The sequence below is a fragment of the Chryseobacterium sp. SIMBA_029 genome (assembly GCF_046535275.1).
In the GTDB taxonomy this organism is placed as follows: domain Bacteria; phylum Bacteroidota; class Bacteroidia; order Flavobacteriales; family Weeksellaceae; genus Chryseobacterium.
Genome location: NZ_JAWRXA010000007.1, coordinates 116,712 through 129,116, shown reverse-complemented (window position 1 = coordinate 129,116; position 12,405 = coordinate 116,712). Strand labels below are relative to the sequence as shown.

Below are 12,405 nucleotides of genomic sequence, written 5' to 3'. Positions count from 1 at the left end.
TTTAATTTTATTCGGGGGATTTTAAATTTATGCCCTATATTGTAGTATGAATTATCTGGCTCACTCTTTTCTTTCATTCACTGACGGTCAGATCGTCGGGCAGTTTCTGGAAGATTTTATCCGGAATAAAGACCGATTCTCTTTTCCGAAAGAAATCCAGGATGGAATTACGATGCACCGGGCTATTGATACGTTTACGGATTCGCATGAAGCCATTCACGAAGCTAAAAAAGTTTTTAGTCCGCTTGTCAGGCTTTACGCCGGAGCCTTTGTCGATGTTTCAATGGATTATTTTCTGGCTAATGATCTTAGTCTAAATTCATTACCGGAGTGGAAAGCGCATTCTTTAAAAGTATATAGAGTTCTTAATCAACACCAACAATGGTTGCCTGAAAATTTTAAAATGATGCTTGCCAAAATGGAAAAAGACGACTGGCTCTACAATTACCATGAAAACCAGGGCATTAAATTCAGCATTCAGAATGTTCTTCACAAAGCTAAATATCTGGATAAAGATCTGCCTGTTTTTGAATTATTCCTTCAGAATAAAGAAATTCTACAACAATGTTATGATGCGTTTTTCCCTGATTTACTCGTTCATGCGCAAGGTATCAATGCTCTTTTGGAACTGGAAAATTAATTGTATATAAATCACTAAAATTCCCGGAACAGATAGCGGTTGGGATAGGTCAGTTTCTCGCTTTTCCGGACATTATTGACAATGACGTGAACAATATTCATCTGATCATCAAAAAGATTATACAGGAAACTGACTGCTGTTTCAACTTTTTTAGGAGAATCTGCCTGTTCGGATTCTAAAAACACCTCAACAGATTCGCTGTCTTCCTGATATCCGACATAGTCTACTTTCAGAAACTGATTATTAGATTTCAATTTGAAATAGACGGCACAATAGTCCTTTAAAGCTTCATTAAGCCTAACTTTATAGGCCGGATCATTAAAATGAAAAGGTTTTCCATATTTTTTGCTGAGAGCATTTTCCAGATCATCAAGAAAAAAACGCCCAGTTACTTCAAAAGTCTTTGATTTCGCATTATAATTAATTTCCACAGATCCCACATGATAAGGATGCTTCGCTTTGCTGAAAGACAATAAAAACACAATCGGAATAAGAAACAGCCACAAATTCTTCATAAACCCTGACATTTAAAATTTGTTCCGAAATTAATCATTATTTTCGTACGCATTATATTTTTACGCTATGATGCAGGATTTTATATTTTATTTACACCTGGGCTGGGAACATATCATCTCTCTGGATGCACTGGACCATCAATTATTTATTTTAGCACTTATTGCCGTATATTCTTACAGTGATTGGAAAAAAATCCTGATTCTGGTGACGGCATTTACTATTGGACACTCGGTTACATTGGCTTTAAGCACGCTTAATATTTTCAGAGTTCCTTCCAACTGGGTTGAATTTCTAATTCCATTAACCATCGTTTTGACTTCTCTGGATAATATCTTGATGAAAAACCATAAGCAAACCCTGATGCGGGCGAATTATTATCTGGCCTTGATCTTCGGGCTCATTCATGGTATGGGTTTCGCGAATACGGCAAGGGTGATGATCGCAAAAAGCCAGAGTATTTTCTTTCCGCTGCTTGGTTTCAATATTGGGCTGGAACTTGGACAGATTGTTATTGTAATGGCTATTTTACTTCTGCTGTTCATTTTACTCAACGTATTTAAAGTGAATAAAAAAGACTGGATCCTGTTTGTTTCATCGGCAGCATTTGCTTTATCTTTAAAAATGGCGTTAGAAAGAATTCCTTTTTAAGACTGAAATATTTTTAATTTTTCATCTACTTATTATTATATTTGATGATTCTTAAATTATTTCCGTCATGAAACTAAAAGTAACACTGCTTTCTGTATTCACTACTATTGGCATTACCGCTCAGAATATTCAAAACAATCCGGGAAGCAATCACGGAAATAAATTTGAACAGCTGGGAACGATACTTCCAACTCCCAATATCTACCGAACGGCATCCGGATCCCCAGGGAACGGATACTGGCAGAATAAAGCAGATTATGATATCAAAGCTTATCTGGATGAGGATAAAAGAAACTTAAAGGGCTCCGAAACAATTACCTATTATAATAATTCTCCTGATGACCTGGATTATCTTTGGCTTCAGCTTGATGAAAACGAGCAGTCTACGGTTAAAAAGGCAGATTACGCCTCTTCTTCTACCCTTCCTTCATCAACCAGTGACCAGCAGCTGAAAACAACTGATCTTCCGGTAAAAGATAATGGCTACGGCGTTACACTTGAAAAAGTAACGGATGCATCAGGCGCTCCTTTATCCTACACGGTAAACAAGACCATGATGCGTATTGATCTGCCAAAAGCATTGAAAAAAGGCGAAAAAATAGTTCTTACTATAGACTGGAACTACAATATCCCTAACCGTATAAAGATGGGCGGCCGAGGCGGTTATGAAAATTTTGCTGAAGACGGAAACGATTTGTATACCATCACACAATGGTACCCAAGAATGTGTGTTTACAGTGATTTCCATGGCTGGCAGAATCACCAGTTTACGGGACGAGGTGAATTTGCTTTGGTTTTTGGAAATTTTAAAGTTTCAATGAACGTTCCTGCTGATCACATTGTAGGGGGAACCGGAGAATGCCGCAATTACGATCAGGTCTTAACATCTGATCAGCTGGCAAGATACAGAAAGGCTGAAACTGCGAGTGAGCCTGTCGAAATCGTTACGTTTGATGAGGCTAAAAAGGCGGAAAAAAATCATTCAAAACAAAGAAAAACGTGGATATTTGAAGCTCATGACGTAAGGGATTTTGCCTGGACAGCTTCAAGAAAATTCGTTTGGGACGGCATGCGTGTTGTGATCCCTGAAAATAATAATAAAGTAATGGCGATGAGCTTCTATCCTAAGGAAGCCTATGGTTTGTATAGAAAATTCTCTACAAAAGCTGTTGCCCACACTATTAAAACCTATTCAGAATTTACCATTCCTTATCCCTACCCTGTTGCACAATCTGTAGAAGCGGCCAACGGAATGGAATACCCAATGATCTGTTTCAACTTCGGAAGAACGGAAAAAGATGGGACCTATTCTGAAGGAACCAAAAACGGAATGATTGGAGTGGTGATTCACGAGGTTGGACACAACTTCTTCCCGATGATCATCAATTCTGACGAAAGACAGTGGACCTGGATGGATGAAGGCTTAAATACCTTCACAGAATATCTTACCGAAGAAAAATGGGATAATAAATTCCCTTCAAAAAGAGGTCCGGCATGGACGATTGTTGATTACATGAAACTTCCCAAGAATCAGCTGGAACCGATCATGAGCAATTCTGAAAATATTGTACAGTTCGGACCGAATGCGTATTCTAAACCGGCAACGGGCCTGAATATCCTTCGGGAAACCATCATGGGAAGAGAATTGTTTGACAAAGCTTTTAAAACTTACGCCAAAAGATGGGCATTTAAGCACCCTGAGCCGGCAGATTTCTTCAGAACAATGGAAGATGCCAGCGGCGAAGATCTGGACTGGTTCTGGCGAGGATGGTTCTACGGAACAGATCCTGTAGACATTGCGATCGATAAGGTAACTGTTGCCACTCCTGATATGGACCTGCCTCCAAAAGAAACCAAAGAATTGCAGTATACCGTTGAAAAGCCTTTACAGAATAGCTTTGAAGACATTTCAAAAATTAAAAACAGAGAAGATAAAAACATTTCTTTCTATGTAGATAAGGATAAAGAAGCCCAGGATTTCTATTACCGCTACGACAGAGGTCAGGAAAAAGTGGACGCCAGCAAACAATATACTTTCAAAGCAGAAGGAAATTCTGCCCTGGACAATAAGGAAAAAGAAAAGTTTAAAAATATAACGGCTTATCAAATTGACTTCACGAATAAAGGAGGCTTGGTAATGCCTATTATTCTTGAATTTACTTTTGAAGACGGTTCAAAATTATATGACAAATCATCTGCACAAATCTGGAGATTGAATGAACAGCAAGTATCAAAGACTTATTATTTTGATAAAAAGTTGAAATCGATCCAACTGGATCCGATGAGAGAAACAGCGGATATCGATACTTCCAATAACTTCTGGAGCTTTGACGGCAGCAATGCCCAAATTTCAAAATTCCAACTGTTCAAACAAAAACAGGGAGCTGGAACCACTCGTGGAGCCTCCAATGGAAGAGTGAATCCAATGCAGGCTGCAGGAGGAAAATAATCAAAAATTAAAAGTGAATTTTTATTCAAAATTTGCACAACTTATAAATCCACTAACTAAAAACTGCTTATCAGGCAGTTTTTTTTGGTAATTTACTGCATATAATTTTTTAAAAAGCTTTTATAGGTTCTGCCAAGCGGAAGCTTCTCACCGTCTTTAAGATATACATTCGCAGCATCATAAGAACTGATATGAGAAGACAGTACAATATAAGATTTGTGAATCCTGATAAATCCAAGGTCTTGAAATTTTTCTTCAAAATTCGACATCCGTTCGAGAATCATATATTTCTTTAGTGGCGTAACCAGGATGATATATTCTCCAAAACCCTGAATCCACCGGATATCTTCCAGAAAAACTTTATTCATGATATAGTTAGACTTGAACATGATAAAATCTTCCTGCTTTTTATTCTCGGAAGAATTTTTAAACTGCAAAAAATCTTTTGCCTTATTCACCGCTTTTCTAAAGGTTTCGAAATCTACCGGTTTTACGAGGTAGTGTACCACATCCAGCTCAAAAGCTTTTACGGCATATTGTGTTTCCAGGGTAAGAAATATACAGAGCGGTTTGTAGGGCAGCTGCTGCAAAAGCTCAATGCCACTCATGTAAGGCATATTGATATCCAGGATAACAAGATCTACCCTAGTTTCTTTAAGATATTCCAGCGCTTCTTCCGGATTCTGAAACGTATTCAGCAGACTGATATCTTCAATTTGATCGCAGTATTGCCTGATAAGCTGTAAGGCAGGATATTCATCGTCTACCCCTACTATGGTCAGATTAGCCATTATAATTTAATTTTTAACATCGTCTGATAATTGTTATTTGCTGCTGCACCGGAAACAAAAGTATATATTCCTGCATAGTATTTTTCTAAGATACTTATTACCGCTTCATTTCCCAATCCATGATTATTAACATCATTCACAAGAGTTTTCTTTTTCGCAACCGAATTGACAATCTCAAAAAGAAACTCATTATTTTGTATGGTATAGTTTACTTTTATAAAGCTTTCAGTTTCTATTCCTATCGCAGAATGTTTTAAGGCATTTTCAAACAAGGTCAGAAAAATAGAAGGCGGGATCTCTATCAGTTCCAGAGCTTCTTCATCCTGAACATCAAAAGTAATATCCAGCAGATTATTAAATTTCAACTGGTATAATCCTATAAGCGCCCTGATTGAAGAAAACTCCTGAGCAATGCTTATGCTCTCCCTATTGGTATCATAAATAACATATTGAAGCAATTTACTGAGCTGTAATATGGATTCTGAAGTATTTTCTGAAGGTTGAAAACTTTTTGCATAAATGTTATTAAGGGTATTCAGCAGGAAATGGGGATTCAGTTTAGATTTCAGCAGATCAAGGTGCAGCTGATCTTTTTCTTCGCCCAAATCTTTAAAATCCTGTTCTATAAGGAATTTATCTTTTGTAATTCCCAGGAATGAAGCGGTAAGAATAACAATTCCCTGCGCCGTATAGACATTATATAAAAACTTGGTATTGGAAAGGGTTTCATTGAAATTCATTTTAAAAACGGCAGGTTCAAGCAAAATTCTGAAAAGACTGGATACCAAAAAACATATTAAGGCATACAAGATAAATTCCGGGTACTTATTCGATAAATAAAACTGGGGAACAAGATAATAATACACTAAATAATAAATTCCAATATTGAAAATAATTACAGATAATACACTCCAAATCAGTTCGGGGACATCAAGAAAGTAATTTTCGGTGAAAAAAGTTATGGTAATGAACCCTAAAAAGAAGAAAACATGCTGAAACCTCAACAAAAACCCCCAATGATATTTCATGAGTTTCTTTAGAATCTTACCATTAAATAAAATCCTAAAAACCAACAGTATAAGTACAATATTTACAAGTAAGAACATCTAAAAAGTAAGATTTTCATTTTTCCAAATATAACATCTTTTTCTGCCCATCCTGCAGTTTACTGATAAAAACTGTCATTGATTGAAAAATTAATTAACGATTTACTCTTCTGGATATATTTGAGAAATCGGATGTTAATCAAATATTACATGAAAATTAAATTAAAACTAATTGTCATTTTACTCGCAGGTTTCAGTACACTGGCCAATGCTCAAAGCCGGGACAAATACAATATGTGGTTTCAATACCTGTTGTCTGCTAAACTGACAGATAAAAGCACATTAACTGCACTTTCACAATACCGGTCTTTTGACCTGGCGTATGATACCAGACTTTTCTTAGTCTCTGCTTATGTAGATTATGAAGTTGCGAATGACGTAAAACCTGCAGCAGGATTTATGTTTCTTGTACTGGACTCCTACAAATCCGATAACACCAAAAAAGAGAGGTATGAAAAAAGGCCTTTCCAGCAGGTCAGTTTGGGAGGCAATATTGGAAGAACGTCCATTTCTCACCGTTTCCGTGTGGAAGAGCGCTTCATCAGTAACCCGAATGATTTCATCGTGAGGCTCCGTTATCTTATATCCTTGAGAATCCCATTCAACAAAGCCGGAGAAAAAGAAAAACTGTACGGAATACTGAAAAATGAAATCAGGATGAATGTGGTAAAAGATGAACCGTTCGACAGCAACCGTTTAACCGCAGGAATAGGCATAAAAACCGGAAAAAATTCTGCGATAGAAGTCGCATTTATCAATCAGCTCGAAACCGGATCTACCAGTAATTACGGTTATATCGGATACAGAAATAACTTCGACTGGCGTAAAAAAGAAAAAAAATAGATACCTAAAAATACATTCCCTATGCTTACATTCCTAGGATTTCTAATGATTATCATTTTTATGGTTCTCATTATGAACAAAAAAATGACCCCGCTTACCGCCTTGGTTATTGTGCCCGTAGTTATTGCTCTGATTGCAGGTTTTGGTCCAGAACTCGGAGATATGATGAAAAACGGAGTCAAAGAAATAGCCCTCACTGGTGTGATGCTGATTTTTGCCATCCTCTATTTCAGTTTAATGATCGACACAGGCTTATTTGAACCTTTAGTCAATACCATTTTAAAAGCGGTTGGAGATAATCCTGTTAAAACAACTATCGGAACAGCGATTCTTACGACATTGGTATCTTTGGATGGTGACGGCTCTTCTACTTATATCATTGTAGTGGCAGCCATGCTTCCTCTTTACAAAAGACAGGGGTTAAATCCATTAGTCCTTACCTGTATCATCATGCTTGCCGGCGGTATCATGAACATTCTTCCCTGGGGCGGACCTACCGCAAGAGTGATGAGTTCTCTCAAACTGGGGCATACAGAAATTTTCGTTCCGATGATTCCGATTATGGTTTTAGGAATCGCCTGGGTAGTTTTTGTTGCTTATATTTTAGGGATAAAAGAAAAAAAACGCATTGCAAAACACGGGAAATATACCCATTACAGTACCAATGATATTGCCGGTGAAGCGGATCCAAAGCTCCTGCGTCCGAAACTGATCTGGATCAATCTGGGTCTTACCCTTATTCTTTTAACTGTAATGATCCTTGATCTTGTCCCACTGGGTATTGCTTTTATGATTGCTTTCTGCATCGCTTCTGTCATTAATTATCCAAAACTGAAAGACCAGCAAAAAATCATGTCCAAACATGCTGGTAATGCACTATCGGTAGCAGGAATGATTTTCGGGGCCGGAATTTTTACGGGAATCTTAAATGGGTCCGGCATTATGCAGGCCATGGGAAACAGCATGATCGATATCGTCCCTAAAAGCTGGGGTGGCTCTTTAAATATCATTACTGCTGTATTCAGTGTTCCCCTTACCTTCTTCCTCACCAATGATGCTTATTATTTTGGAATATTGCCTATTATTGCAGCTACCGGACAACAGCTGGGTATTCCCCCGGATGTTTTGGGAAGGGCCAGTCTTGTTGGGCAGGCATCCCATCTTCTGAGTCCGCTGGTTCCTTCTACTTATTTATTGGTATCACTGGCAGGAGTAGAGTTTTCAGACCACTTAAAATATACTCTAAAATGGGCTATCGGTTCTTCTATTGTGATGCTTTTGGGAGCTCTTCTCCTTGGAATCATATAATTTGAATTCGTTTATAATGATTATATTTCGGAGGTCTTAATGACCATATCAACCAGAATATAACTATCTTTTTGTGCAGAGAAAAAAAGTTTTCCAATGAGCCTTTTCCAAACCAGAAAAACATTCACCAGCCAATACTTAAAGAATCTTACTTTATACGTATTTGTAGCCATTATCGGTGGAGTGCTTACAGGACAATATGCTCCTGAACTCAGCATTAAACTGGGAGTGGTGAGCCAATATTTTTTCAGGGTATTGGAAATGCTTATTTTGCCCGTCATTTTTATGGCTATTACGTATGGGATCTGTCATTTATCTGATATAAAAAATGCCAGCAGGGTTGTTTGGCAGACTGTTCTTTATTTTCTGATCATCAGCTCTGTTGGGATTGCATTGGGATTTGTTTTCGGTTTCGCAATACAGCCCGGAGCCAATACAGGAATTGATATTACAAAACTCAATACCACACTTCCCAAAAATTTCGAGATCGATGACAGTTCGATCTTCTCGGTTTTATATCTCAACAGGCACGGCATTTTTCTTATCCTCTCTATTATTATTGGAGTTTCCATGAACCTTTCTAAAAAAAGAGAGAATTTCCTGAGGATCTTGGATTATGCCCTCAGTGCTTTTTATACCATCATTAAATATGTATACATTATCCTTCCATTGATTATTTTCTGTAACATCGCATATGGAATTTCCATATACGGGATCAATACTCTTCTACCGTTAAGCAAAGTGGTTGCTACCGTATATCTCGCTGATATCGTTTTTATTTTTGGAGTGCTGGGGTTTGTTTCTTATCTATTTAAGTTTAACCTCTTGAAATTCCTTCTTAATATCAAAGAAGAAATCATTATGGTTATTACAACCTCCTCTTCTAAAACGGCATTTCCTATGATTTTTGAAAAAATGGAATCTGAGGGATATAACCGGAAAATCCTGGGATTTATTATTCCGTTAGGATACAATTTCAACCTGGCCGGTGCCTGCATTTATCTTTCTGTTGCCTGCTGCTTTTTAATCCAGTTCTATAGTATTTCTTTAAGTGTTAATGATTACATCTGGCTTTTCATCATCATTTCCATTACATCAAAAACAGCTTCCGGTGTTCCTGGTTCAGGATTTCTGGCGCTGATTTTCACGTTAAACAGATTTGGGAAAATTCCATTGACAGATATCGCGCTGCTGTACAGCATAGACCGCTTTATGAATGAAGCCAGATCTGTTACTAATTTCATTGGCATTGCGGTTTCTGGTGCTGTGATTTCAAAAATCAATCAACCGTTAGAAAAAAATTAAGAAACAAAATTCAATAATGATCAATATTCCTGAGAATTCCATTTCTTTTTAGCAATCATAAAATAGTCCCAAACATCGTCATATTTCTTTACAGGTATTTCTGGTTTTGTTTCTGATGCTTTACGTTCTAAATCTTTAATTTTTTCGCTTTCGGAAATAGCACCAAACTTGTAGTTTTCATATGCTGTTTTGATATAAATTAAGTGTCGGAAAATTCCATTTTTATAGGTGTCTTCAAATATGCCTATCACCTTCATTTGCCCGAAAGGAATCGTTTCTAAATTTTGAGAACGGGTAATAATCAAATCATTTTGAGTGATGATAAACATAGGTAAGATTTGATTGGTATTAAAAAAGGTAAAAGTCTTATTTTGAGTTTCTATTTTACACCAATCTTTTTCGGGTAATCTTTCAATAACCACCTTTATTCTGTTGTACCTTTTTTGGATCATACGCCAAAAGAAAAATACAATCAAAAGAAACAGAATAAGCAAAACAATTCCTGTTGGACTGCTTTTATTAAGGTTTTGCAGATTTATTATTTCATTTTTGAAAGCCATCATAAAAATTGCAACAATCAGACTAAAAAGAAGAAATCCATACAGATATTTTCTTAGGCTGGCTGCTCTTAAAATCTTATTCTTTTTTTCATTCATTTAAAAATAATTTTTCAACAGAAAAGTACAAAAAAACGCCTTACAAAAAGTAAAGCGTTTTTTCCATCATATATGTATTGTATTTCACGACTGGTATTGATTAATTCCCCCAGTTATTTCTTGCCCAGATAACAAGAGCCGGCAACATATCTCCACCCGAAGCTACAGAATGAAGATTGGACCCGAAAAGTTCCCAGTCTGTTTCATTTCCGTGGTGAACTCCTATGGCATACATCTGCCCATTGGAAAACCAGCTGTATAATGGCGAACCTGATGCCCCGCTTGCTTCATCCGCATAACTTTCTATCTGAGTGCTATCTACTGTTCTGCCATCCGGTAATTTTACATCATCGCCATCATCATCATCTACAACACTTATATTACTTTGATACGTAGGTCTGTTTTCACCTTTATCATACGGATATCCTGTCATGGTCCATACATTCATATCTTCCCAGGAACTGTTATAGCTCTTCGCCCCAAAATAACCTGTTGTATCGCCTATCGCATCATACAATTTTACGACCATCATATCATTTCCCACATCACTCTGATAAGCAATATAGCTTTCTCCATACGTGTAAAAGGAATCTCCATAGATTGATCTTCCGTCATAATACGCAGGTATTACTTTTATCATCCATTGTGCATAGGGCTTTTGAGGTCTCATATGTCCTGAAGTCATCAAAATTTTTCTACCCACCATAAAACCTGTTCCTCTCCCTTGATAAGACCATGATGAAGAAGCGGTTAATTTAGTATAAACCTCTACCCTGCAGATACATGATTCCGGATAGGTATTGGGGTAGATATTCACTCTGTTATCGTTCCCAAAGATCGTTGTATGATTGGCACTTTTCGTCACCAATCTGTTTAAACGATTCCTTTTAGCCGATTTTGTATCTGCAAAAACTACTTTAGGGTGTAATCCGAGGATATGCGTTTCCGGAACAAAAGCTTCTGCCTCTGTTACTTTTATTTTCTCCACTTTAATTCTGGTTTTGAGCTTCTCAGCAGAGATTACCTCTTCAGTCTTACCAGGAATTCCCCAATCAAAAGGTGAAATAGAATCCAATTGGTTCAATTCCTTATCCAGTTTTGATGCAGAACGTTTAACCGGATCTTTTACCTTGTCCGTAAATCTGAAACTTCTGGCAGCATCTGTAATAAAAAGCGCCCTATCCAATTCTTTAGTTGGAAGTGGGTTTTCTTGTTCCAGTAACAATTCTTTAGGAATCGGAGAATCGGCTGGAACGCCTTGAAAGATTTTTTTTAATTTTTCCATTTTGTTAATTTTAATGATATTTTGGTCTAACAAAGTTGGATTAATATCATTGCATATCCTCTAGTACTATCCCTACACTTACACAGGGTAATCCCTACAAAAAAACATCAGTACAATCCACATTATCAATAAACTACATTAAAAAACAAACTGAACAAAAGATAATTTTTTTTATGTTTAATAACACCAAAAAAGAGTATTGATGAAAAAAAGCATCTTACTTAAAAATGCCAGATCATTAGGCAGAGAAGCGCAAAGATCCATCAATGGAGGCGCAGGCAGCAGAATTATTTGCTGCGAATACAACGATCAAGGAAAATGTGTCTTATGGATCGGACCGGGACAAAACTGTCCTTAATATAATCAACCATTACTTATAAAATGAAGCCGGAAGTTTCCGGCTTTACTTTTTTATTTTTCTGCCAAAATTTCACATCCTAAAATAAAACTCTGCCATTTTCAACCCTAATGTTCCACAATGCACCCTCCACTTCATTTGGCATACATTTAGAGAATTATAATCCAGAAATAATTAAAAAAACAGATATATTATGTCAGTAAACTTTAAACCACTAGCAGACAGAGTTTTGATCGAGCCTATCGCGGCAGAAACTAAAACAGCTTCAGGTATTATTATTCCGGACACCGCAAAAGAAAAACCACAAGAAGGTACTGTAGTAGCAGTAGGTCCTGGTAAGAAAGACGAGCCTACCACTGTTAAAGCAGGTGACAAAGTTCTTTATGGAAAATATTCAGGTTCTGAATTGAAATTGGAAGGGAAAGATTACTTAATTGTAAAAGAAGCTGATTTATTAGGAATTATTGGTTAATCTGTAAAAAGTAAAATGTATTCATGTA

The 12,405-nt window shown here is 36.9% G+C and carries 13 protein-coding genes; 8 read left to right on the top strand and 5 right to left on the bottom strand.

The features are described from left to right. Positions 1 to 46 precede the first annotated feature (46 nt). Positions 47 to 640: an ACP phosphodiesterase gene (locus SB679_RS14315; RefSeq protein WP_410702970.1), complete on the top strand. Its 594-nt coding sequence runs from the start codon at positions 47 to 49 to the stop codon at positions 638 to 640. Positions 641 to 654: 14 nt separating this feature from the next. On the opposite strand, the gene SB679_RS14310 is transcribed toward SB679_RS14315, so the two are convergent. Continuing rightward, positions 655 to 1,155, bottom strand: coding sequence for a DUF6702 family protein (locus SB679_RS14310; protein WP_410702969.1), 501 nt, complete (start codon positions 1,153 to 1,155; stop codon positions 655 to 657). 70 nt (positions 1,156 to 1,225) lie between these two features. Between SB679_RS14310 and SB679_RS14305 the strand changes: the two genes are divergently transcribed. Both SB679_RS14305 and SB679_RS14300 read left to right on the top strand, forming a co-directional pair. After that, positions 1,226 to 1,804, top strand: coding sequence for a HupE/UreJ family protein (locus tag SB679_RS14305; protein ID WP_410703121.1), 579 nt, complete (start codon positions 1,226 to 1,228; stop codon positions 1,802 to 1,804). Between the two features lie 67 nt (positions 1,805 to 1,871). Then, the gene (locus tag SB679_RS14300) at positions 1,872 to 4,253 is read left to right on the top strand and encodes a M1 family metallopeptidase (protein ID WP_410702968.1); all 2,382 of its coding nucleotides are present in this window, start codon (positions 1,872 to 1,874) and stop codon (positions 4,251 to 4,253) included. A gap of 92 nt (positions 4,254 to 4,345) precedes the next feature. On the opposite strand, the gene SB679_RS14295 is transcribed toward SB679_RS14300, so the two are convergent. Together SB679_RS14295 and SB679_RS14290 are read right to left on the bottom strand one after the other, a co-directional pair. Beyond that, positions 4,346 to 5,044, bottom strand: a complete 699-nt coding sequence (locus SB679_RS14295) for a LytR/AlgR family response regulator transcription factor (protein ID WP_410702967.1) — start codon at positions 5,042 to 5,044, stop codon at positions 4,346 to 4,348. Next, positions 5,044 to 6,072 carry a sensor histidine kinase gene (locus tag SB679_RS14290; RefSeq protein ID WP_410702966.1) on the bottom strand — a complete coding sequence of 343 codons (1,029 nt, stop codon included), beginning with the start codon at positions 6,070 to 6,072 and terminating at the stop codon, positions 5,044 to 5,046. Before SB679_RS14290 ends, SB679_RS14295 begins: the two co-directional genes overlap by 1 nt. 228 nt (positions 6,073 to 6,300) lie before the next feature. Here SB679_RS14290 and SB679_RS14285 point away from each other — a divergent pair, with 228 nt between their 5' ends. From SB679_RS14285 to SB679_RS14275, 3 genes are all read left to right on the top strand, one after another. Then, positions 6,301 to 6,993, top strand: a complete 693-nt coding sequence (locus SB679_RS14285; protein ID WP_410702965.1) for a DUF2490 domain-containing protein — start codon at positions 6,301 to 6,303, stop codon at positions 6,991 to 6,993. Positions 6,994 to 7,014: 21 nt separating this feature from the next. Beyond that, a complete protein-coding gene (locus SB679_RS14280; RefSeq protein WP_410702964.1) occupies positions 7,015 to 8,301 on the top strand; it encodes a CitMHS family transporter in 1,287 nt (428 codons plus the stop codon). A gap of 96 nt (positions 8,302 to 8,397) precedes the next feature. Then, positions 8,398 to 9,606, top strand: a complete 1,209-nt coding sequence (locus tag SB679_RS14275) for a cation:dicarboxylate symporter family transporter (RefSeq protein WP_410702963.1) — start codon at positions 8,398 to 8,400, stop codon at positions 9,604 to 9,606. A 20-nt stretch (positions 9,607 to 9,626) separates the two neighbouring features. Here the strand turns inward: SB679_RS14275 and SB679_RS14270 are convergent, their stop codons facing one another. After that, a complete protein-coding gene (locus tag SB679_RS14270) occupies positions 9,627 to 10,262 on the bottom strand; it encodes a hypothetical protein (RefSeq protein ID WP_410702962.1) in 636 nt (211 codons plus the stop codon). A 100-nt stretch (positions 10,263 to 10,362) separates the two neighbouring features. Continuing rightward, positions 10,363 to 11,547, bottom strand: a complete 1,185-nt coding sequence (locus SB679_RS14265) for a trypsin-like serine peptidase (protein WP_410702961.1) — start codon at positions 11,545 to 11,547, stop codon at positions 10,363 to 10,365. A gap of 202 nt (positions 11,548 to 11,749) precedes the next feature. On the opposite strand from SB679_RS14265, the gene SB679_RS14260 reads away from it, so the two are divergent. Together SB679_RS14260 and groES are read left to right on the top strand one after the other, a co-directional pair. Further along, positions 11,750 to 11,905, top strand: coding sequence for a hypothetical protein (locus tag SB679_RS14260; protein ID WP_410702960.1), 156 nt, complete (start codon positions 11,750 to 11,752; stop codon positions 11,903 to 11,905). A 193-nt stretch (positions 11,906 to 12,098) separates the two neighbouring features. Next, positions 12,099 to 12,377 carry a co-chaperone GroES gene (gene groES / locus SB679_RS14255; protein ID WP_034715203.1) on the top strand — a complete coding sequence of 93 codons (279 nt, stop codon included), beginning with the start codon at positions 12,099 to 12,101 and terminating at the stop codon, positions 12,375 to 12,377. Positions 12,378 to 12,405: the final 28 nt, after the last annotated feature.

Excerpts from the sequence above, each read along its gene's own strand:
- SB679_RS14315 (WP_410702970.1), top strand. The coding sequence starts at position 47 with ATGAATTATCTGGCTCACTCTTTTCTTTCATTCACTGACGGTCAGATC.
- SB679_RS14310 (WP_410702969.1), bottom strand. The coding sequence starts at position 1,155 with ATGAAGAATTTGTGGCTGTTTCTTATTCCGATTGTGTTTTTATTGTCT.
- SB679_RS14305 (WP_410703121.1), top strand. The coding sequence starts at position 1,226 with ATGCAGGATTTTATATTTTATTTACACCTGGGCTGGGAACATATCATC.
- SB679_RS14300 (WP_410702968.1), top strand. The coding sequence starts at position 1,872 with ATGAAACTAAAAGTAACACTGCTTTCTGTATTCACTACTATTGGCATT.
- SB679_RS14295 (WP_410702967.1), bottom strand. The coding sequence starts at position 5,044 with ATGGCTAATCTGACCATAGTAGGGGTAGACGATGAATATCCTGCCTTA.
- SB679_RS14290 (WP_410702966.1), bottom strand. The coding sequence starts at position 6,072 with ATGAAATATCATTGGGGGTTTTTGTTGAGGTTTCAGCATGTTTTCTTC.
- SB679_RS14285 (WP_410702965.1), top strand. The coding sequence starts at position 6,301 with ATGAAAATTAAATTAAAACTAATTGTCATTTTACTCGCAGGTTTCAGT.
- SB679_RS14280 (WP_410702964.1), top strand. The coding sequence starts at position 7,015 with ATGCTTACATTCCTAGGATTTCTAATGATTATCATTTTTATGGTTCTC.
- SB679_RS14275 (WP_410702963.1), top strand. The coding sequence starts at position 8,398 with ATGAGCCTTTTCCAAACCAGAAAAACATTCACCAGCCAATACTTAAAG.
- SB679_RS14270 (WP_410702962.1), bottom strand. The coding sequence starts at position 10,262 with ATGAATGAAAAAAAGAATAAGATTTTAAGAGCAGCCAGCCTAAGAAAA.
- SB679_RS14265 (WP_410702961.1), bottom strand. The coding sequence starts at position 11,547 with ATGGAAAAATTAAAAAAAATCTTTCAAGGCGTTCCAGCCGATTCTCCG.
- SB679_RS14260 (WP_410702960.1), top strand. The coding sequence starts at position 11,750 with ATGAAAAAAAGCATCTTACTTAAAAATGCCAGATCATTAGGCAGAGAA.
- groES (WP_034715203.1), top strand. The coding sequence starts at position 12,099 with ATGTCAGTAAACTTTAAACCACTAGCAGACAGAGTTTTGATCGAGCCT.